At 70.0% G+C, this 18,505-nt stretch carries 18 protein-coding genes and 1 pseudogene; 7 read left to right on the forward strand and 12 right to left on the reverse strand.

The window, feature by feature from the left end; genetic code table 11:
- Positions 1–99 precede the first annotated feature (99 nt).
- The gene (locus BST10_RS14145; RefSeq protein ID WP_003885506.1) at positions 100–267 is read left to right on the forward strand and encodes a DUF3117 domain-containing protein; all 168 of its coding nucleotides are present in this window, start codon (positions 100–102) and stop codon (positions 265–267) included.
- Positions 268–293: 26 nt separating this feature from the next.
- On the opposite strand, the gene glgA is transcribed toward BST10_RS14145, so the two are convergent.
- Positions 294–1,460, reverse strand: a complete 1,167-nt coding sequence (glgA, locus tag BST10_RS14150) for a glycogen synthase (protein WP_083038440.1) — start codon at positions 1,458–1,460, stop codon at positions 294–296.
- Positions 1,461–1,581: 121 nt separating this feature from the next.
- On the opposite strand from glgA, the gene glgC reads away from it, so the two are divergent.
- Positions 1,582–2,796, forward strand: coding sequence for a glucose-1-phosphate adenylyltransferase (glgC, locus tag BST10_RS14155; RefSeq protein WP_083038442.1), 1,215 nt, complete (start codon positions 1,582–1,584; stop codon positions 2,794–2,796).
- Between the two features lie 18 nt (positions 2,797–2,814).
- Here the strand turns inward: glgC and BST10_RS24355 are convergent, their stop codons facing one another.
- The 6 genes from BST10_RS24355 to BST10_RS14185 all read right to left on the reverse strand — a co-directional run bounded on the left by BST10_RS24355 (position 2,815) and on the right by BST10_RS14185 (position 8,855).
- Positions 2,815–4,119 carry a DUF2599 domain-containing protein gene (locus BST10_RS24355; protein ID WP_163762301.1) on the reverse strand — a complete coding sequence of 435 codons (1,305 nt, stop codon included), beginning with the start codon at positions 4,117–4,119 and terminating at the stop codon, positions 2,815–2,817.
- A gap of 97 nt (positions 4,120–4,216) precedes the next feature.
- Positions 4,217–4,891 carry a methyltransferase family protein gene (locus BST10_RS14165; protein ID WP_083038444.1) on the reverse strand — a complete coding sequence of 225 codons (675 nt, stop codon included), beginning with the start codon at positions 4,889–4,891 and terminating at the stop codon, positions 4,217–4,219.
- A 10-nt stretch (positions 4,892–4,901) separates the two neighbouring features.
- On the reverse strand, positions 4,902–6,539 hold the full coding sequence (locus BST10_RS14170) for an ABC transporter permease (RefSeq protein ID WP_205277376.1): 1,638 nt from the start codon (positions 6,537–6,539) through the stop codon (positions 4,902–4,904).
- Positions 6,536–7,441, reverse strand: a complete 906-nt coding sequence (locus tag BST10_RS14175) for an ABC transporter ATP-binding protein (RefSeq protein WP_013828133.1) — start codon at positions 7,439–7,441, stop codon at positions 6,536–6,538. The genes BST10_RS14170 and BST10_RS14175 overlap by 4 nt, the downstream gene beginning before the upstream one ends.
- Positions 7,431–8,057, reverse strand: a complete 627-nt coding sequence (locus BST10_RS14180; protein ID WP_013828134.1) for a TetR/AcrR family transcriptional regulator — start codon at positions 8,055–8,057, stop codon at positions 7,431–7,433. The genes BST10_RS14175 and BST10_RS14180 overlap by 11 nt, the downstream gene beginning before the upstream one ends.
- Positions 8,058–8,183: 126 nt before the next feature.
- On the reverse strand, positions 8,184–8,855 hold the full coding sequence (locus tag BST10_RS14185; protein WP_083038446.1) for an O-methyltransferase: 672 nt from the start codon (positions 8,853–8,855) through the stop codon (positions 8,184–8,186).
- Between the two features lie 192 nt (positions 8,856–9,047).
- Here BST10_RS14185 and sigE point away from each other — a divergent pair, with 192 nt between their 5' ends.
- The 4 genes from sigE (at position 9,048) to tatB (ending at position 12,375) form a co-directional block, all read left to right on the forward strand.
- Positions 9,048–9,839: an RNA polymerase sigma factor SigE gene (gene sigE / locus BST10_RS14190; RefSeq protein WP_041317407.1), complete on the forward strand. Its 792-nt coding sequence runs from the start codon at positions 9,048–9,050 to the stop codon at positions 9,837–9,839.
- A 145-nt stretch (positions 9,840–9,984) separates the two neighbouring features.
- Positions 9,985–10,392, forward strand: coding sequence for an anti-sigma E factor RseA (rseA, locus tag BST10_RS14195; protein WP_013828137.1), 408 nt, complete (start codon positions 9,985–9,987; stop codon positions 10,390–10,392).
- An 84-nt stretch (positions 10,393–10,476) separates the two neighbouring features.
- The gene (gene htrA / locus BST10_RS14200) at positions 10,477–11,976 is read left to right on the forward strand and encodes a serine protease HtrA (protein WP_041317411.1); all 1,500 of its coding nucleotides are present in this window, start codon (positions 10,477–10,479) and stop codon (positions 11,974–11,976) included.
- A 12-nt stretch (positions 11,977–11,988) separates the two neighbouring features.
- Positions 11,989–12,375, forward strand: a complete 387-nt coding sequence (gene tatB, locus BST10_RS14205; protein ID WP_083038448.1) for a Sec-independent protein translocase protein TatB — start codon at positions 11,989–11,991, stop codon at positions 12,373–12,375.
- A gap of 100 nt (positions 12,376–12,475) precedes the next feature.
- Here the strand turns inward: tatB and BST10_RS14210 are convergent, their stop codons facing one another.
- The 4 genes and pseudogenes from BST10_RS14210 to BST10_RS14225 all read right to left on the reverse strand — a co-directional run.
- Complete coding sequence (locus tag BST10_RS14210; RefSeq protein ID WP_013828140.1) at positions 12,476–13,630, reverse strand: Mrp/NBP35 family ATP-binding protein; 1,155 nt, start codon at positions 13,628–13,630, stop codon at positions 12,476–12,478.
- A gap of 49 nt (positions 13,631–13,679) precedes the next feature.
- A complete protein-coding gene (locus BST10_RS14215; RefSeq protein WP_013828141.1) occupies positions 13,680–15,065 on the reverse strand; it encodes a lytic transglycosylase domain-containing protein in 1,386 nt (461 codons plus the stop codon).
- Between the two features lie 118 nt (positions 15,066–15,183).
- The gene (locus tag BST10_RS14220; RefSeq protein WP_083038450.1) at positions 15,184–15,705 is read right to left on the reverse strand and encodes a DUF1003 domain-containing protein; all 522 of its coding nucleotides are present in this window, start codon (positions 15,703–15,705) and stop codon (positions 15,184–15,186) included.
- Positions 15,704–17,000: pseudogene (locus tag BST10_RS14225) on the reverse strand (magnesium transporter MgtE N-terminal domain-containing protein); the annotation flags it as partial. The gene BST10_RS14220 and the pseudogene BST10_RS14225, both read right to left, overlap by 2 nt.
- A gap of 24 nt (positions 17,001–17,024) precedes the next feature.
- On the opposite strand from BST10_RS14225, the gene BST10_RS14230 reads away from it, so the two are divergent.
- Complete coding sequence (locus BST10_RS14230; protein WP_083038452.1) at positions 17,025–17,993, forward strand: HpcH/HpaI aldolase/citrate lyase family protein; 969 nt, start codon at positions 17,025–17,027, stop codon at positions 17,991–17,993.
- An 87-nt stretch (positions 17,994–18,080) separates the two neighbouring features.
- On the opposite strand, the gene BST10_RS14235 is transcribed toward BST10_RS14230, so the two are convergent.
- A partial coding sequence (locus BST10_RS14235) for a DUF4190 domain-containing protein (protein WP_133054434.1) occupies positions 18,081–18,505 on the reverse strand: 425 nt, incomplete at its 5' end.

The following is an 18,505-nucleotide window of genomic DNA, read 5'->3' on the forward strand; positions in this document are numbered from 1 at the left end:
GGTGAAACTGCAGTTCGATGCCGGATGCTGCGATCGCGGTGCACAGCCGGCGCAGATCAAGGGCACGGCCGGTGGGCTGGTACCTGGAGGGAGCACTCGATGGCGGCGATGAAGCCCCGGACCGGTGACGGTCCACTGGAAGCGACCAAAGAGGGGCGCGGCATCGTGATGCGGGTACCGCTTGAGGGTGGTGGACGACTGGTCGTCGAACTGACTCCGGACGAGGCCGCTGCACTGGGCGACGAACTCAAAGCCGTCACGAGCTGACCGGCGGTCCGCCTGCCGGCGGACTGTCAGCCGGCGCCCAGTTGCCGATACACGGCGTGGGTCTGCTCGGCGACGCGCGGCCACGAGAAGACCTCCTCGCAGCGGAGCCTGCCGGCCTCGCCGTAACGCCGGGCGGTTGTCGGGTCGCCGATCAGCGCGTTGACCGCCGCGGCCAGGCCGGTGCAGTAGCCGTCCGGGTCGGCGGGGTCGTAGTGCACCAACGACCCGGTGACGCCGTCAGTGACCACCTCGGGTATGCCGCCGACGTCGGAGGCCACCACGGCCGTGCCGCAGGCCATCGCCTCGAGGTTGACGATGCCCAACGGCTCGTAGACCGAAGGGCAGACGAACACGGTTGCTGCCGAGAGTAACTCGCGGATCTGCCGTGCCGGCAGGGTCTCCTGGATCCAGAACACCCCGCTGCGGGTGGCGGCCAGAGCCGCGACGGCGGCGCTCACCTCGGCGGCGATCTCCGGGGTGTCGGGCGCGCCGGCGCACAACACCAACTGCGCCTCCGGATGGAACCGATGCGCGGCGGCCACCAGATGGGCGACCCCCTTCTGCCGCGTGATCCGTCCGACGAACGCCACCATGGGCCGGTCAGGCTCCACGCCGAGTTCGGCCAGCATCGACGACGCCGTCGTGGCCGGCTGCGGACACCACACCTCGGTGTCGATGCCGCTGTAGATGACGTGGACGCGGTCGGGCCGCAACTCCGGGTAGACCCGCAGCAGGTCGTCGCGCATAGCCGAGCTGACCGCGATCACGGCGTCGGCCGCGGTCGTCGCCAGCTGCTCCACCCAGGACGACACCCGGTAGCCGCCGCCCAGTTGCTCGGCCTTCCAGGGGCGCAGCGGCTCCAGCGAATGCGCGGTCAGCACATGGGGGATGTCGTAGAGCAGTGCCGCCAGTCGGCCGGCCAGAGCGGTGTACCAAGTGTGTGAGTGAGCGACGTCGGCCGTGCCGACGGCGTCGGCCATCGTCAGGTCCGCCGACAGGGTGCCCAGCGCCGGATTCGCATCCCGCAGTGCCGGATCCGGCTGATGCGCCGTCGCACCCGGCCGGGGCGCGCCCATGCAGTGCACGTCGACGTGGCACAACCGGCGCAATGCCTCCACCAGGTTCGTCACATGGACGCCCGCGCCACCATAGATATCCGGGGGGTACTCCCGGGTCAGCATCGCCACCCGCATAACGCACCGTAGCGGTCGGCGGCGGGTGGGCGCGCGGCGGATGACCCGCCGATGCGGACCAACGGTCAACAATCGTGCTGTCCACTGGCAGGTCCTCGAAACGGCCGATAGGTTTGGGGCTATGAGGGAAGCGCCGCACGTTCTGGGCATCGTGCTGGCCGGAGGAGAGGGCAAGCGGCTTCATCCGCTGACCGTCGACCGGGCCAAGCCGGCTGTTCCGTTCGGCGGCGCCTACCGGCTCATCGACTTCGTGCTGTCGAATCTGGTCAATGCGCGTTACCTGCGGATCTGCGTTCTGACGCAGTACAAGTCGCACTCGCTGGACCGGCACATCTCGCAGAACTGGCGGCTGAGCGGCCTGGCGGGGGAGTACATCACCCCGGTGCCGGCCCAGCAGCGGCTCGGGCCGCGCTGGTACACCGGGTCCGCCGATGCCATCTATCAGTCGCTGAACCTGATCTTCGATGAAGACCCGGAATACATCGTGGTTTTCGGCGCCGACCACGTCTACCGGATGGATCCCGAACAGATGGTGCGTTTCCACGTCGACAGCGGCGCCGGTGCGACGGTCGCCGGGGTGCGGGTGCCGCGCGCCGAGGCGTCGTCGTTCGGCTGTATCGACGCCGACGAGTCCGGGCGGATCCGCAGCTTTGTGGAGAAGCCGGCGAACCCGCCCGGTACGCCGGACGACCCGGAAAGCACCTACGTCTCGATGGGCAACTACATCTTCACCACCAAGGTGCTCATCGACGCGATCCGCGCCGACGCCGACGATGACCACTCCGACCACGACATGGGCGGCGACATCATTCCCCGCCTGGTGGCCGACGGCATGGCCGCCGTCTACGACTTCTCCGACAACGAGGTGCCCGGCGCCACCGAGCGTGACCGCGGCTACTGGCGGGACGTCGGAACCCTCGACGCGTTCTACGACGCCCACATGGATCTGGTGTCGGCGCACCCGGTTTTCAACCTGTACAACAAGCGCTGGCCGATCCACGGCGCGACCGAGAACCTGGCGCCGGCGAAGTTCGTCAACGGTGGCACCGCGCAGGAATCGGTGGTCGGCGCCGGCAGTGTCATCTCGGCCGGCTCGGTGCGCAATTCGGTGTTGTCGTCCAACGTCGTGATCGACGACGGCGCGATCGTGGAGGACAGCGTCATCATGCCCGGGACCCGGGTGGGGCGCGGTGCGGTGGTGCGTCACGCGATCCTGGACAAGAACGTCGTGGTGGGTCCCGGCGAGATGATCGGTGTCGACCTGGAGAAGGACCGTGAGCGGTTCTCGATCAGCGCCGACGGCGTGGTCGCGGTCGGCAAGGGTGTCTGGATCTAACCGGCCGTCGTCCCAGGGTTAGAACGGTTCCTCGGCGCCGCCGGGGTTACAGCCGTTGGCCAACATGCTCAGCGTGCTGACGACCGGGCGCCACGGCTCCAGGTTCCAACTGGTCTTGCCGGGGAGGATGAACTCGGCGAACTGCCAGTGGCACAGGAACTGTTCGCGCATGCCGGCGGTGTTGGCGTCCGGGTTTCGGTTCACCACCTCCGACCAGGCTTGCTCGCCTTGGCGTAGCGTCCCGGCCTCGCCGGCCTCGGTTCGCCCGGTGTCGGTCGGATAGACCCGCAGACTGGTGCCGCCGTCGTATTCCACCCATTGGGTGCGCTCGACGTAGGGCGACGCACTGATGCCCGACGCGCCCAGCCAACCGCCTGGGCCGCCGAGACCACCGGCGCCGCCCTCGCCTCCCAGACCGCCGTCGCCGCCGCGGCCCAACAGCAGCCCGCCCGCGCCGCCGTCGCCGCCGGCACCGCCGTTGCCCGCCTCGATGTCCGCCCATCCGGCACCGCCGTCACCGCCGGCGCCGCCGGAGCCGCCGCTGCCCAGCCACCAGCCCCCGGCACCGCCGGTTCCGCCGTTGCCGCCGTCACCGCCGAGATCACCGTCGCCGCCGGCCCCGCCGGTGCCGCCGATGCCCATGAACCACCCGCCGGCGCCACCGTCGCCGCCGACGGCACCGGTGGCGCCCAGGCCGCCGGCGCCACCGTGACCGAAGAACCCGGCGTCACCGCCGGCACCGCCGGCACCGTCTACACCGGCTCCGCCGTTGCCGAACAGGAACCCGCCGTCGCCGGCGTCGCCGAACCCGCCCCACTGACCGAACACGCTGTCGTTGACGCCGTCGTATCCGTCGATACCGTCGCCGATCAGGTCGCGGCCGAACAACGTGACGAACGGCGCGTTGATCAGGCCGAGGCTGAACTCCCCGAACGGGCTGGTGATCCACTCCTGCAGGCTGGCGTGCAACGGGGCGTAGAAGAACTGGTCCAGCCATGCGGCCGCGTCGAAGGCCTGCCCCGGGCCCGGCAGCGCCAGTACCGCGTCGATCGTGGTGGAGAAGAACGCGTTCGTCGCCGGGTCGAGTTGGTCCACCCAGGTCTGCGCCAGTTCCATCAGGCTGCCCAGGTCGAGGCCGGGCTCGGTGGTGTCGACGGCTGCCATCGGCGCGATCAGGTCGATGCCCCAATCCCAGTCAGCCTGGGCGGGCGAGGCGGGCGTCGCCGGGGTGAGCCCGAGCACGGCCGCGGCGCCCAGCGCGCCGGCCACCCGACCGGCGGAGAGCGCCCGAATACCGCCACTGCCTCGCCGGGGTGTGCGCATAGCTCGACCAGCCTCCCTAAGTCACGTTGACCGGCCGCGTTTAACAGCCTCTGCTTAGGGAACTGTAAGCCAATGGGACTAAAAAGTGGAATATTGGCTACCAGAAATACGGAAATAGGCGGTAGCGGACTTTCCCGGTGTACTCCCGGTAGCCGCTGAGTTCAGCGGTGAGCAGGCGTTCCTCGTCCCGGATCCGCAGCACCAGCAGCACCAGTCCGGGCAGTAGCAAGACCAGCCCCCAGTAGGAGTCGAGCGCCAACGGCGTCCCGATCATCAGCAGGACGTTGCCGGTGTACATCGGGTGCCGCACCCACCCGTAGAGCCCGGTGGAGACCAGCGTCTGGCCTGCTTCCACGGTGACGTTGGCGGCCGCATAACCGTTCTGGATGACCACCACCATGGCGACGCCGAGCCCGATCGCCACCAGCGCATCGCCGAGCAGGCACACCGGTGTCGGCACCACCGACCATCCGAAGCGGTGATCGAGGGCGCTGAGCACGAACATGGCCGCGAAGCAGATGAACACGGCGGTGATCACCAGCCGTTGCAGCGGTCGGCTCTCGGCCAGCGGACCGGCCCGCATCCGCCGTTGCAACGCAGCGGGATTGGTCCGCATCAAATAGATGCTGGGGATCCAGGTGGACACCGCGAACACCGCGAGGAACACCCACGCCTGCCAGTAGTGCAGCGTCCCGGCCGGGACGAACAACAACAGCCCGAAGGCCAGCAGGCCCAACGACGCTGAAAGCAGACCCTTGCCAAAGGTTTTCACGATCTCCTCCTCAAATGTCGAGGTCTCTGCGACGGAACGCCAAGGCGCCCAGGGTGATCAACGCACTGTCGATCACCAGCAGCACCGCCAACGGCAGGGCGCTGAACCCGCTACTGACAAGCGGGACATGGCCGAACGGCTCGAGGTCGAGGATCCACTGCGGCAATCCGGCGATGGTGCCCAGCAGATTCAGCGCGACGAATCCGATCAGTACTGCCCAGGCGGCGGGAGCGAACCTGGGCGCCCGACCGAACAGCGCCACCGCCACCGCCGCGGGCAACCAGACCGCCGGCAGCTGCACCGCGGCGCTGCCCACCACGGTGCCCAGTTGTCCGGTGACGTCGCCGGCGGCTGTCCCGTATACGATCCCGGCCACCCCTCCGGCGGCCAGCATCGCGATCGCCGACCCGGCCAGCGCGATCACCAGGCGGCTTGCCAGCCACCGGTTCCGGGAAATCGATCCGGCCAGTAAGGTCTCGGCGCGCGCCGTGTACTCCTCCTGGTGCAGCCGCAGCACCAGTGACACCGCGAAGGCCGCGGCGACCATGCCCAGCATGGCGAACGCGACCGCGACGAATGCCTGCTCGAGCGCTTCGGTGCCGCCGAGCCGGATGACGATGTCGCGGGCGCTGTCGCTGCCGAGCTCGTCGCCGATCCCGTGGGTCACGCTGCCGACCAGCAGGCCGTAGAGCAGCAGGGCGGTCGTCCACAACAGCAGCGCGCCGCGATCGAGCCGCCACGCCAACCCGAACGCCCCGGCCAGCGTCGGCGCGGCCCGGCGCGGGCCCGGACGATCGGCCAGCAGCCCGGCGCCGACATCCCGGCGGGCCGCGAGGCGGTAGGCCAACCAGGTCAGCGCGGCCGTTGTGACCAGATGCAGCAGCAGCACCCACCACCGCTCACCGGCGTAGGGACGTACCTGCAGCGACCATCCGAGCGGAGAGAGCCACGACAGGCCGCCGGATCCGGCGTCGCCGACCGCCCGCAAGGTGAATGCCGCGGCCAGTGCGCCGAACGCGGCACCGCGGGCGAACCGGGCGCCGGGGGACAACTGCGCGGCCACCGCTGCGACGGCGGCGAACACCAGCCCCGAGCAGGCCAGCGCCGCCCCGAACGCCCACGATCCCGCCGCCGGCACGTCGGCGGTGACCAGGCCGGCCGCCCCGATGACGCCGGTGACCACCGACGCCCCGAACGCCAGCAGCAGCGCGCCGGTCAGTCCGGCGTATCGGCCCACCGCGGTCGAGTCGATCAACTCCGTGCGGCCGGCCTCCTCGTCGGCGCGGGTGTGCCGGATGACGGTCAGGATCACCGCGATCGCGATGAGCAGGTGCGAGATCCCGGCCTTCCAGATGCCCACCGCACCGAGGGTGTCGTTGTAGACCGGGCCGTACATCGCGCGCTGCGCCGGACTGGCCATGATGGTCGCCGCCAGACCGGCGCGATCGGCCGCGGTGGGGTAGACGGCCGCCACGCTGGCGATGTAGACGCCGGCCAACGGCAGCGATAACAGCAGTACCCACAGCGGCGCGACGATGCGGTCGCGCCGCAGATAAAGCCGAAGCATGCCCAGCGTGCCGGCGAAATCCCGCCCGCGCCGGAATGGCCCGGATGCCGGCGACGCCTGGGGCGCAGCGGCGGTGGTCATGCCCGCGCCGTGTCGTAATGCCGCAGGAAGAGTTCTTCCAGCGTGGGTGGACGGCTGGTGAGGCTGCGCACCCCGGCGGCGCCGAGCACGGCGATCAGTTCAGCGAGACTGGCGCTGTCGACCTGCGCGTGCAGCACGGTGCCCTGGTAGCGCACGTCGGCGACGCCCGGGATGCGGGTGAGATCGCCCGGATCGCGCATCAGGTCGGCTTGGATCGAGGTGCGGTGCAGGTGGCGCAGCGAATCCAGTGAGCCGCTCTCGATGACGCGTCCGGCCCGGATGATCGTGACCCGCTGGCACAGTGCCTCGGTCTCGGCCAGGATGTGGCTCGACAGCAACACGGTGGCCCCCCGACGGCTCGCCTCGGCCACACACTGCTGGAACACGTTCTCCATCAACGGGTCCAGGCCGCTGCTGGGCTCGTCGAGCAGCAACAGCCGGGCGCGCGAGGAGAAGGCCGAGATCAGCGATACCTTCTGGCGGTTGCCTTTCGAGTAGGTGCGGGCCTTCTTGGTCGGGTCCAGGTCGAAGCGCTCGATCAACTCGTCGCGGCGGCGTTCGTCTATTCCGCCGCGCATCCGGGCGAGCAGGTCGATGATCTCGCCGCCGGACAGCGATGGCCACAACGTGACATCTCCCGGCACGTAAGCGATCTCGCGGTGCAGGTCGACAGCGTCGGCCCACGGGTCGCCGCCGAGCAGGCGCACGGTTCCGCCGTCGGCTCTCACCAGTCCCAGCAGGATGCGGATGGTGGTGGACTTGCCGGCACCGTTGGGGCCGAGGAAGCCGTGCACCTCGCCGCTGTGCACCGTCAGGTCCAGCCCGTCGAGTGCGGTGACCTGTCCGAATCTCTTCTGCAGTCCCCGGACTTCGATTGCCGGCCAACGGTCCTCAGGTCGCATCGGTCTCCCTCTCCAAGAAGGCGTCGTACATGGTGCGGTCGGCCAGTAGGCCCTCGGTGTAGATCTCCAGCGACGGCAGCACCATGTCGCGGGAGTAGTCGCGCAACACCGCACGCAGATCCGTCGGGTTCTCGTGCATCTGCAGGTACATCAGGAAGGCGCCGCCGCCGGTGATCGCCACGTAGCGGGCCCTGGCCTTGGGATCGCGGCTGGGTTTGAGGGTGCCGGCCCGCACGCCCTCGTCGAGGTATTCCTCGGCGTTGTCGACCATCCGCCGCCACAGCGTGGTCGCCAGTTCACCGCCGGACTGCATGGTGCGCACCAGGTAGGCCATCAGCGGTGCGTAGGACTCGATTTCGGCCATCGCGGCGAACCAGGTCGCCGGGTCGGCGGACCGCATCGCCTCGGACTTCCCGCTGCGGATCTCTTCGGCGACGAACTCGTCGCAGGCCCGGCGCAGCCCCTCCTTGGAGCCGAAATGGTGCATCACCAGGGCGGCGCTCACCCCGGCGGCCTCGGCGATGGCCCGGACGCTCACCCCGAAGCCGTGGCGGCCGAACTGCTCGATCGCCGCGTCGCGGATTTTCGCGCTGGCCGTCAGGTCCGCTGAACGCATGTTCAATATGCTAAACGCACGTTCAGCCGACCGTCAACGCCTTGGCCAAGCAGACACGAAAGCACCCTGTTTGGGCGCGAAATGGGGGCTTTCGTGTCTGCTCGGCGGAGGAAGGTGGCGCGAAAACTAGTCGCGGACGGCGGCCAGCAGTCCGTCGCCCAGCGGAATCAGCGCCGGGGTCAGCCGCTCGTCCTCGGCGATCAGCCGGGCCGCTTCGCGCACCGCGACCACCTCGGCGTCGTTGGCCGCCGGGTCTCCGGCCCGGCCGCCCAGCGCGGCCCGATGCATCACCACCACCCCGCCGGGCCGCAGCAACCGCACCGCCTCCAGCACGTAATCGGGCTGGTCGATCGGGTCGGCGTCGACGAAAACCAGGTCGTAGGACTCGTCGGCGAGCCGGGTCAGTACCTCCTGGGCGCGGCCGCTGATGAACCGGGTCCGGCCGGGCCCGATGCCGGCGTCGCCGAACGCCTGTTTGGCGGTGCGCTGGTGCTCGGGCTCGATGTCGATCGTCGTCAGGACACCGTCCTCGCCCATGCCCGACAACAGCCACAGCCCGCTGACGCCGGCCCCGGTCCCGACCTCGACGACGGCCTTGCCGCCGCTGAGCTTGGCCAGCAGGCTCAGCAACGCGCCCACCGCGGCGCTGATCGACCCGACGCCGATCTCGCCGGCCCGGTCGCGGGCGGCCGTCAGCACCGCGTCCTCGGACATCGAGCCCTCGGCGTGCGCCAGCAGGGCCTCGGCCCGGCTGGGTGGCGGCGACTGCGGCCCGGAAGTGTCGTCGGTGCTGGCCATATGCGCAGCGTAAGTCACACCCGCGATCGGCGGTGCACAGGCTCGCCCGCGCGACACGCCCGGGACGCGGCCCGTGTCCGAACCGTTACCTGGAGTCGTACCCGCACCGTGCGGCCCATTCGAACACAAGTTCACAGTCGACGTTCAGGGCCGGCACAGAGCCGACATACCGGGATAGGCAACGGTAGCCGCATGGAACGAGGTAGCAACCCGCCTCGAGGCACCCGGAATACCGGGGGCCTGTCGCACGTTGATCGCGATACCGCAGTGCCGTCGCCCGACGGCGGATCTGAGACGGAGGATGTCACCATAACCACCCTGCTGCCCCCGGTCGCCATGTCGCACCCGACCACCCACTCGGACCGCTACTCCGACACCGAATGGGTCGAGCCGTCTGAGGAGCCGCAGGGGACCGCGGTGTTCGACGCCACCGGCGATGTGGCGGCCATGCCGTCCTGGGATGAGTTGGTGCGCCAGCACGCCGACCGGGTGTACCGGCTGGCCTACCGGCTGTCCGGCAGCCAGCAGGACGCCGAGGACCTGACCCAGGAGACGTTCATCCGGGTGTTCCGCTCGGTGCACAACTACCAGCCCGGCACGTTCGAGGGCTGGCTGCACCGCATCACCACCAACCTGTTCCTGGACATGGTGCGCAGGCGCGGCCGCGTCCGGATGGAGGCCCTGCCGGAGGACTACGACCGGGTTCCGGCCGACGAGCCGGACCCCGAGCAGATTTACCATGACGCGCGGCTGGACCCCGACCTGCAGGCGGCGCTGGACTCGCTGGCGCCGGAGTTCCGGGCGGCCGTCGTGCTGTGCGACATCGAAGGGCTGTCCTACGAGGAGGTCGGGGCCACCCTCGGGGTGAAGTTGGGCACCGTGCGCAGCCGCATCCACCGCGGCCGCCAGGCGCTGCGCGACTATCTCGCGAACCGCTCCGGCCAGCGCGACGGTGCCGCGTTCGGCGGTGTTGCGGCCGGCTGAGTCTGGCCGCCGGCTCCCGGGTTGCCGCGTTGGCGCGTCAACTCGCGCTACATTCTTATAAGGGCGATCCTTAATCAAGCGCACATCAAGCGCACGTCGCTGCGAACGCCCTGGCGTACGGGCGTGTGATGGAAGGAGTCCGGTGGTGACGGACCGGGGAGGTGTCTTCCGGCGCGCATTCTCCTGGCTTCCGTCACAGTTCGCCTCGCAGAGTGACGCGCCGGTCGGCGCCCCGCGCCAGTTCGGCTCCACCGAGCACCTTTGCAGTGAGGCGGTCGCCGCCTACGTCGACGGCGAGCTGCGGATGAACGCTCACCTGCGCGCCGCTCACCACCTGTCGCTGTGCTCGGACTGCGCCGCCGAAGTGGAGTATCAGGGCCGCGCCCGCTCGGCGCTGCGCGATTCGCACCCGATCCGGATCCCGTCGGCTCTGCTGGGCCTGCTGTCCCAGATCCCCGACTGCCCCGCCGACGATCCTCCTGATGAGGCGACGACGCCGATGCCCGCTCGCTTCACCGACGGCAAGCCGCAAGATCGCCGTAAACGTCGGTAAGGTGGATGCGACGCGGCGTCAGCGTGCGTGTAAGCGCTTCGCCTGCGGCGCCTGGAAGCCGACGCGGGACCGGAAGAGGAATAGGTGAGTTCCAACAACGAGAACGCCAGCGGTAACCGCCTGGCGCCGCGGCCCGTCTACCGGCCCCCCGTGGACAATGCCTCCCAGAAGGCCTTCGGCCGTCCCGACGGGGTGCCCGGGTCGTTCATCCCGGCCGAGGTGAGGCCCAAGAAATACCGTGAACAGGGCGAGTTCACCCCGCGTGACCTGCCGCCGGACCCGGTGCTCCGGGAGGCGTTCGGCCGTCCCTTCGGCTCCGGTCCGTCGTTGCAGCGTCATCCCGCCGATGCCGGCGCGCTGCAGCGCAACGGCAAGCCGGACGAGTTCACCGAGACCGACGATCCGTGGCGTGACCCCGCGGCCGGTGTCGCGCTCGGCGGCCCCGCCGTGGTTCCGCCGGCGCCGCTGGCGCGCGGCGAGGTGGGCGGTCGGCTCGGTGTGCGTGACGTGCTGTTCGGCGACCGGATCTCCTACCGCGCGCTGGCCACGCTGGCCGCGATCGCGCTGGCGATCGGCATGGTCGGCGGCTGGGTCGGGCGGACCACGGCGCAGGTCGTCGAGGCCTTCACCTCCTCCAAGGTGACGCTGTCGACCAAGGGCAACGCCGAGGAGCCGGCCGGGCGGTTCGCCAAGGTGGCCGAGGCCATCGCCAATTCCGTGGTGACCATCGAGTCCGTCAGCGACGACCAGGGCATGCAGGGCTCCGGCGTTGTCATCGACGGCAAAGGCTACATCGTCACCAACAACCACGTGATCTCCGAAGCCGCCAACAACCCCAGCAAGTTCAAGACCACCGTGGTGTTCAACGACGGCAAAGAGGTGCTGGCCAACCTGGTCGGCCGCGACCCGAAGACCGACCTGGCCGTGCTCAAGGTCGACAACGTCGACAACTTGTCCGTGGCCCGCCTCGGTGACTCCGACAAGATCCGGGTCGGCGACGAGGTGATCGCCGCGGGCGCCCCGCTGGGCCTGCGCAGCACCGTGACCCACGGCATCATCAGCGCCGTGCACCGGCCGGTGCCGCTGTCCGGTGAGGACTCCGACACCGACACGGTCATCGACGCTGTCCAGACCGACGCCTCGATCAACCACGGCAACTCCGGCGGCGCGCTGATCGACATGGACGCGCAGCTGGTCGGGATCAACACCGCCGGAAAGTCGTTGTCCGACAGCGCCAGCGGGCTGGGATTCGCCATCCCGGTCAACGAGATGAAGATCGTGGCAGAAGCACTGATCCGGGACGGCAAGATCGTGCACCCCACGCTGGGGGTGAGTGCGAGGTCGGTCAGCAACGCCATCGCGTCCGGTGCGCAGATCGCCAACGTCAAGGTCGGCAGCCCCGCGGAGAAGGGCGGCATCCTGGAGAACGACGTGGTGGTCAAGATCGGCGACCGTACCGTGGCCAACGCCGACGAATTCGTGGTGGCGGTGCGCAATCTGACCATCGGGAAGGAAGCGCCCGTCGAGGTGGTCCGCGACGGGCGCCACGTGACGCTGATGGTGACCCCCACCCCCGACGGTTAGCAGTTCGCCTCGATGTTCGCGAATGTCGGCTGGGGCGAGATGTTGGTTCTCGTGGTGCTCGGATTGGTGATCCTGGGCCCGGAGCGGCTGCCCGGAGCCATCCGCTGGACCGCCGGCGCGCTGCGTCAGGCCCGCGAGTACGTCACCAGCGCCACCGATCAGCTGCGCGACGAGATGGGTCCCGAGTTCGAAGATCTGCGCGAGCCGCTGAGCGAGTTGCAGAAGCTGCGCGGGATGACGCCGCGGGCCGCCCTGACCAAGCATCTGCTCGACGGGGACGACTCGCTGTTCACCGCGGTCAGTTCATTGGCCGAAGATCCGCGCACCGTGGCGCCGGCACCGGCCGTGACGCCCAAGCCTGCTGCCGGGCCGGCCCCGTTCGACGCCGACGCGACCTAGACCGCGATCACCGCTGGGCTGATGGCGGTGACCCGCCGCTTGCGATCACCGCTGGGCTGATGGCGGTGACCCGCCGCGGGCGGCTCCGCCGCGCTTGCGATCACCGCTGGGTGCTGCCGGTGTTGAGGCCCAGCGACATCCCCACCAGTCCGCGGCCGCGGGTGGCCAACTGCTCGGCGATGCGGCGCAACTCCTTGCCGGCCACCGAGTCCGGCGAGAGCACCACCGGCGATCCCGAGTCGCCGCCGGTCACCATCTCGCTGTCGATCGGCACCTGGCCCAGCAGCGGAACGTCGCGCCCCATCGCCCGGGTCAGTCGCTCGGCGACCTGCTCGCCGCCGCCCTCGCCGAACAGGTGCATGGTCGAACCGTCGGGCATGGCCAGCCCGGCCATGTTCTCCACCACGCCGACGACCTGCTGTCGGGTCTGCAGCGCGATCGCCCCGGCCCGCTCGGCCACCTCGGCGGCCGCCTGCTGCGGGGTGGTCACCACCAGGATCTCGGCCGGCGGAACCAATTGGGCCACCGAGATCGCGATGTCACCGGTGCCCGGCGGCAAGTCCAGCAGCAGTACGTCCAGGTCGCCCCAGTAGACGTCGGCGAGGAACTGCTGCAGCGCGCGGTGCAGCATCGGGCCGCGCCACACCACCGGGGTGTTGCCCTTGGTGAACATCGCGATCGAGATCACCTTCACGCCGTATCCGATCGGCGGCATGATCATCGAGTCGACCTGCGTGGGCAGCGCCGTGACGCCCATCATCCGCGGCACCGAATGGCCGTAGATATCGGCGTCGAGTACCCCGACCGACAGCCCGCGCTCGGCCAGTGCGACCGCGAGATTGACGGTGACACTGGATTTTCCGACGCCGCCCTTGCCCGATGCGATCGCATAGACCTTGGTCAGCGAACCCGGCTGGGCGAACGGGATGACGGGTTCCTTGGCGTCGCCGCGCAACTGTTTGCGCAACTCGGCGCGCTGCTCGTCGCTGAACACGTCCAGGCTCACCTTGACCGGGCCGGTGCCGGGCACATCGTTGACCGCGCGGGTCACCATGTTGGTGATCTCGGCTTTCATCGGACAGCCGGCGATGGTCAGGTAGATCGTGACGTGCACGCTGTGGTCGTCGGCGATCTCGATGCTCTTGACCATGCCGAGCTCGGTGATCGGACGCTGAATGTCGGGGTCCAACACGGTGCCCAAAGCGGCGTAGATCGCCTCATGCAGGGCTGCGGTGTCGTCAGGTGTCTTGGACATCGCAACCGAGTCTAGGCCAGCGGCTCGTGCCCCTGAACTGTGATGTCTGTCAGGCGGGCGGGCCGGGCTGCGGACCATCCGGCGCCGCCGGGATCGGCGGTGCCTGGGGCGGGGCGGCCTGGGGCGGCAGCGCCGCCGGATCTGCCGGGGGAGCCGGCGCGACAGCGTAAGCCGGCATCGGCGCGGGGGGCGGTGGTGCCGCATCCGGCGGGCCGAACGGCGCCGGGGCACCGAACGGCGCCGGGGGACCGAATGCCTCCGGCGGGCCGGAAGGTGCCGGGGGGACGGACGCGCCCGGGGCAGCAGCCTGCGGCTCCAGGCAGATCATCCGGCAGGCCGCCGACGGGCGCGGCAACTGCTGCTGCTGTTGCTCGGCGGCGTTCATCCAGGGCGCGAGCCAGGGCAGGTTCGCCATCGGGCCGTCGGCGCCCGACGACTGCCCCAGGTTGATCAGCGACGATCCGGCGGTCTCGTGGACCGGCGACAAGCCGTGCATGCTGAGCGACTCCGGCCCCAACCCCTCCGGGTGCTCCAGGTGCTCCAGGTGCAGGTCGGCGATCGGCGGCGCAGGTCCGATGATCGGAGGCAGATCAACCGGCGCCACCCCGGTGGCATAGGCCGCCGCCCAGCCCATCACGTTCTCCGCGTAGGCCATCGAGTTGTTGTAGCGCAGGATCGCGGTCAGCACCTGGGAGTGTTCGCGCAGGTTGAGCCCGCCGCTGCACAGGTACCGTGCGGCCGCTAGCGTCGCGTCGTAGACGTTCTGCGGGTCGGCTTTGCCGTCGCCGTCGCCGTCGGCGGCGTAGCGCGACCAGGTTCCGGGCAGGAACTGCATCGGCCCCATGGCGCGGGCGTAGACGACCCGCCCGGGGCCACTGCTGGCCACGATGACTTCGTTTCCGGGCAGCGTCCCGTCCAGTGACGGCCCATAGATCGGCTGCAGCGCGGTGCCGCGCGCATCGGTGGCGCCGCCGTTGGCGTGTTGGGACTCGATGCGGCCGATCCCGGCCAGCAGATTCCAGCTGACCCCGCAGCCCGGGGCGGCGACGGCCATCTGATGCTCGGCATTGCGATAGGCCGCCAGCGCCGTTTTGGGAATCCCCAACGTGCCCGGCGCGTAGACGACCGCCGCCGGCGGCGCCGACGGTGCGCCCGCGGCGACGTGCAGGTTCGGTTGCGGGCGCTGCACCGCGACGACGGCCGGACCCGACGAGCGGCCCGAAGCGGTGTCTATGGCCGCCGCCAGGGGCGTCACCGCGGCATTGCGCAGCGGAAGCGAGGTCGACGGGGAGCGCGGAGTCGCGCCGACGGCACCGGCGAACACCAGCGGGGTGATGAACGTCAGGCCGAATGCCGGGCGCAGCGCGGCGCGCGCCGCGCGCCGCCATCTGGCCGCGCGCGACGGGTGTTCGGCTGCGCCGCCCCCTGTAGGCACTCGACCGCCCCTTGTCCGCCGTTATCAAGCCTTGATGAAACCGTCTTGGCTTCGTGAACTAGGTCACCATACCCAACACTGGTCCCGCTGGTGTCGGTTATGCCGGTCCGCCACGAGGTCAAACCGGGCGGCCGGTCCCCGAATCCCCGCCGGCGGGGTCGGGCTTGGGGCGCAATTCGTCGAGCAGTTCGCGGACCCGCTCGAGCTCATGGTGCAGGTAATCGCGGGTGGGGACCTCCCCGACCGCCAACCGCAACGACGCCAGTTCCCGGGCCAGGTACTCGGTGTCGGCCTTGGTCTGCGCGGCGCGCCGGCGGTCCTCATCCAGGCTGACCCGGTCGCGGTTCTCCTGCCGGTTCTGGGCCAGCAGGATCAACGGCGCAGCGTAGGCGGCCTGGGTGGAAAACGCCAGGTTGAGCAGGATGAACGGGTAGGGGTCCCACTTCAGGCTGACCGCGTAGACGTTCAGCAGAATCCAGCCCACCACCAAGATGGTCTGGATGGCCAGATAGCGCCCGGTGCCGAAGAAACGTGCCACCGACTCGGTGAACCGGCCCAGCGCATCGGGGTCCATTCGCAGGGCGGGGAAGCGCGAGGTGCGCGGGGTGGACAGCCGCTGCAGTGGCGAGCGGTCGGTCACGACGGCCTCCCGGCGAATTTGGGGCCCAGGTCCGGCTCGGGCGTTTCGCGCCAATCATGCGGCAGCAGGTGATCCAGCACGTCGTCGACGGTCACGGCCCCCAGTAGGTGATTCTGTTCGTCGAGCACCGGGCCGCAGACCAGGTTGTAGGCGGCGAAATAGCGGGTCAGCTCGGCCAGCGAGACTTCGGCGTTCAGCGCCGGCAGGTCGGAGTCGACGATTCCACCGACGAGGTCGGCCGGCGGCACCCGCAGCAGCCGTTGCAGCGGCACGCAGCCCAGGTAGTGGCCGGTTGGGGTGGCGGTCGGGGGGCGCGTCACGAACACCAGCGACGACAGCGCCGGGGTCAGGTCGGGGTCGCGCACCCGGGCCAGTGCCTCGGCGACCGAGGTGTCGGCGGTCAATACCACCGGGTTGGACGTCATCAACCCGCCGGCGGTGTCGGGGGAGTGCTCCAGCAGGCGGCGGACCGGATCGGAGTCGTCGGGGTCCATCCGTGCCAGCAGCAGCTCCGCGTCGTTGGGGTTCATCGCCCCCAGCAGGTCGGCGGCGTCGTCGGGATCCATCTCCTCCAGGACGTCGGCCGCCCTTTCGGTGCCCAGCTGGCCCAGCACCGCGGCCTGCCGCTCCTCGGGCAGTTCCTGCAGGATGTCGGCCAGCCGGCCGTTGTCCAGCGCGTTGATCACTTCGAAGCGCCGCTTGGGTGGCAGCTCGCGGATGGCGTCGGCCACTTCGATCGGTCGCCAGCCCTCGAATTGCTGCAGCAACTGCGCCACGCCCTGTCCGGGCATGGCCAGCGCGGAGGGGGTCAGCCCCTGCACGTTGTGCCAGTCGACGATGTGCACCGCGGCGCGGCGGCCCAGCCGCCGGGAGTGGCGCACTGCGATCCGCGTCACCAGCCAGTCGCGGGTGCGGCTCTGCTCGATGGCCAGGTCGGTGATCGCCACGTCGACGCCGGCCAGCTCCGGCAGTTCGGGGTCGTTGACCCGGACCTTGGTGTCCAGCACCTGTCCGAGCACCAGCACTTCACCGGGTCGCTGGGTGAACTTGCGCAGCGATACGGTTCCGGTGTTGAGGGTGACGGCATTGGGCTCGATCGCCGCGACTCGGAGAATGGGTACGAAAATGCGTCTGCGGGTGGGCAGTTCGACGACGAGGCCCAGAACGCGGGGCTGTTGCCGCACGATGCTGATGCTGACGACGACGTCGCGGACCCGCCCCACCGATTCGCCGAACGGGCCCAGCACCAGCATCCGCGCCAGGCGCGCTGCGTAAACCCTGTTGCTCGACGCCATGGTTGAAAGGGTAGGAGTGGTTAGGTGACCAACGCATATCGCCCCCGCCGTACCTGTCTGTCGGTGCCGGGCAGCAGCCAGAAAATGATCGACAAGGCCAAGGGCCTGCCCGCCGACCAGATCTTCCTGGATCTGGAGGATGCCGTCGCGCCGGCCGCCAAGGAGCAGGCCCGGGCCCGGGTGGCCGAGGCGCTGACGGCATCGGACTGGAGTGCGCCGCTGCTGGGCGTGCGGGTCAACGACTGGACGACGCCGTGGACGCACGCCGATCTGATCGAGGTGGTCTCGGCCGTCGGCGCCGCCGGGGCCCGCCTTGACGTCGTGGTGCTGCCGAAGGTGTCCGACGCGTCGCATGTACAGGCCCTGGATTTGTTGTTGACCCAGTTGGAGACCGTCCACGGGCTGCCGGCCGGGCAGATCGGCATCGACGCCCAGATCGAGGACGCGCGCGGGCTGACCAACATCAACGCCATCGCCGCCGTGCCCCGGGTGCAGGCGCTGGTGCTCGGCCCGGCCGACCTGATGGCCAGCCTCAACACCCGCACACTGGAGGTCGGCGAGCAGCCCGAGGGCTACACCGAGGGCGACGCCTATCACCACGTGCTGATGACGATCCTGGTCGCCGCGCGCGCCCACGGGATCGCCGCCGTCGACGGGCCCTACCTGAAGGTGCGCGACGTCGAGGCGTTCCGCCGGGTGGCCGGGCGCTCGGCCGCCCTGGGTTTCGACGGCAAATGGGTGCTGCACCCCGACCAGATCGCGGCGGGCAACGAGATCTTCAGTCCGCGGCAGGCCGAATACGACCATGCCGAGCTGATCCTGGAGGCCTACGCGTGGCACACCTCGCAGGCCGGCGGGGCGCGCGGTGCGGTGATGCTCGGCGACGAGATGCTCGACGAGGCCAGCCGCAAGATGGCGCTGGTGGTGGCCGGCAAGGGCCGGGCGGCCGGGATGCGCCGTGAAGCACCGCCGTTCGAGCCGCCGTCGGCCTAGCGATCTGCCCGCGAGGGGGAATCTGACGACGCGACACACCTACGTCACGTCGTCACATTCCCACTGGGCGCCTACGTCCGCCCCGGCTCAGTGCAGGGCGACCATCGCGAGGATGAACGAGAGCACCACCGCGGCGCCGCCGACCGCGGTGCCGGCCACCGCCATGCCGTGGCCGGCCTCACCGGTGCGCTTGATCTGGCCCAGGGCGATCACGCCCAGCGTGGCGCCGACGACGGCTAGTGGCCAGAACAGCAGGCCCAGCAGCGCGACCACCAGGGAGCAGATCGCCAAGACGTTCGTCTTCTGCGGCTGGCCCGGATTGAAGTAGCCGCCCGGATACGGCGTGCCGTAGCCCTGCTGCGGATACCCGGGCGGGGCGCCGTAGCCCGGGGGGTAACCGGGCGGCGTGCCGACACCCGGATAGTCGGCCGGCGGGCCGTAGCCGGGCGGCGCGCCGTAGCCCGGTGGTGGCGGCGGGGGAAATCCGCCGGTCGGCGGCGGGGGGTAGCCGC

This window comes from Mycolicibacter algericus DSM 45454 (assembly GCF_002086455.1).
Lineage (GTDB): Bacteria > Actinomycetota > Actinomycetes > Mycobacteriales > Mycobacteriaceae > Mycobacterium > Mycobacterium algericum.

Excerpts from the sequence above, each read along its gene's own strand:
- BST10_RS14175 (WP_013828133.1), bottom strand. The coding sequence starts at position 7,441 with ATGCGACCTGAGGACCGTTGGCCGGCAATCGAAGTCCGGGGACTGCAG.
- BST10_RS24355 (WP_163762301.1), bottom strand. The coding sequence starts at position 4,119 with ATGCGCACACCCCGGCGAGGCAGTGGCGGTATTCGGGCGCTCTCCGCC.
- BST10_RS14210 (WP_013828140.1), bottom strand. The coding sequence starts at position 13,630 with ATGTCCAAGACACCTGACGACACCGCAGCCCTGCATGAGGCGATCTAC.
- tatB (WP_083038448.1), top strand. The coding sequence starts at position 11,989 with ATGTTCGCGAATGTCGGCTGGGGCGAGATGTTGGTTCTCGTGGTGCTC.
- BST10_RS14170 (WP_205277376.1), bottom strand. The coding sequence starts at position 6,539 with ATGACCACCGCCGCTGCGCCCCAGGCGTCGCCGGCATCCGGGCCATTC.
- BST10_RS14185 (WP_083038446.1), bottom strand. The coding sequence starts at position 8,855 with ATGGCCAGCACCGACGACACTTCCGGGCCGCAGTCGCCGCCACCCAGC.
- BST10_RS14180 (WP_013828134.1), bottom strand. The coding sequence starts at position 8,057 with ATGCGTTCAGCGGACCTGACGGCCAGCGCGAAAATCCGCGACGCGGCG.
- glgC (WP_083038442.1), top strand. The coding sequence starts at position 1,582 with ATGAGGGAAGCGCCGCACGTTCTGGGCATCGTGCTGGCCGGAGGAGAG.
- BST10_RS14145 (WP_003885506.1), top strand. The coding sequence starts at position 100 with ATGGCGGCGATGAAGCCCCGGACCGGTGACGGTCCACTGGAAGCGACC.
- sigE (WP_041317407.1), top strand. The coding sequence starts at position 9,048 with ATGGAACGAGGTAGCAACCCGCCTCGAGGCACCCGGAATACCGGGGGC.
- glgA (WP_083038440.1), bottom strand. The coding sequence starts at position 1,460 with ATGCGGGTGGCGATGCTGACCCGGGAGTACCCCCCGGATATCTATGGT.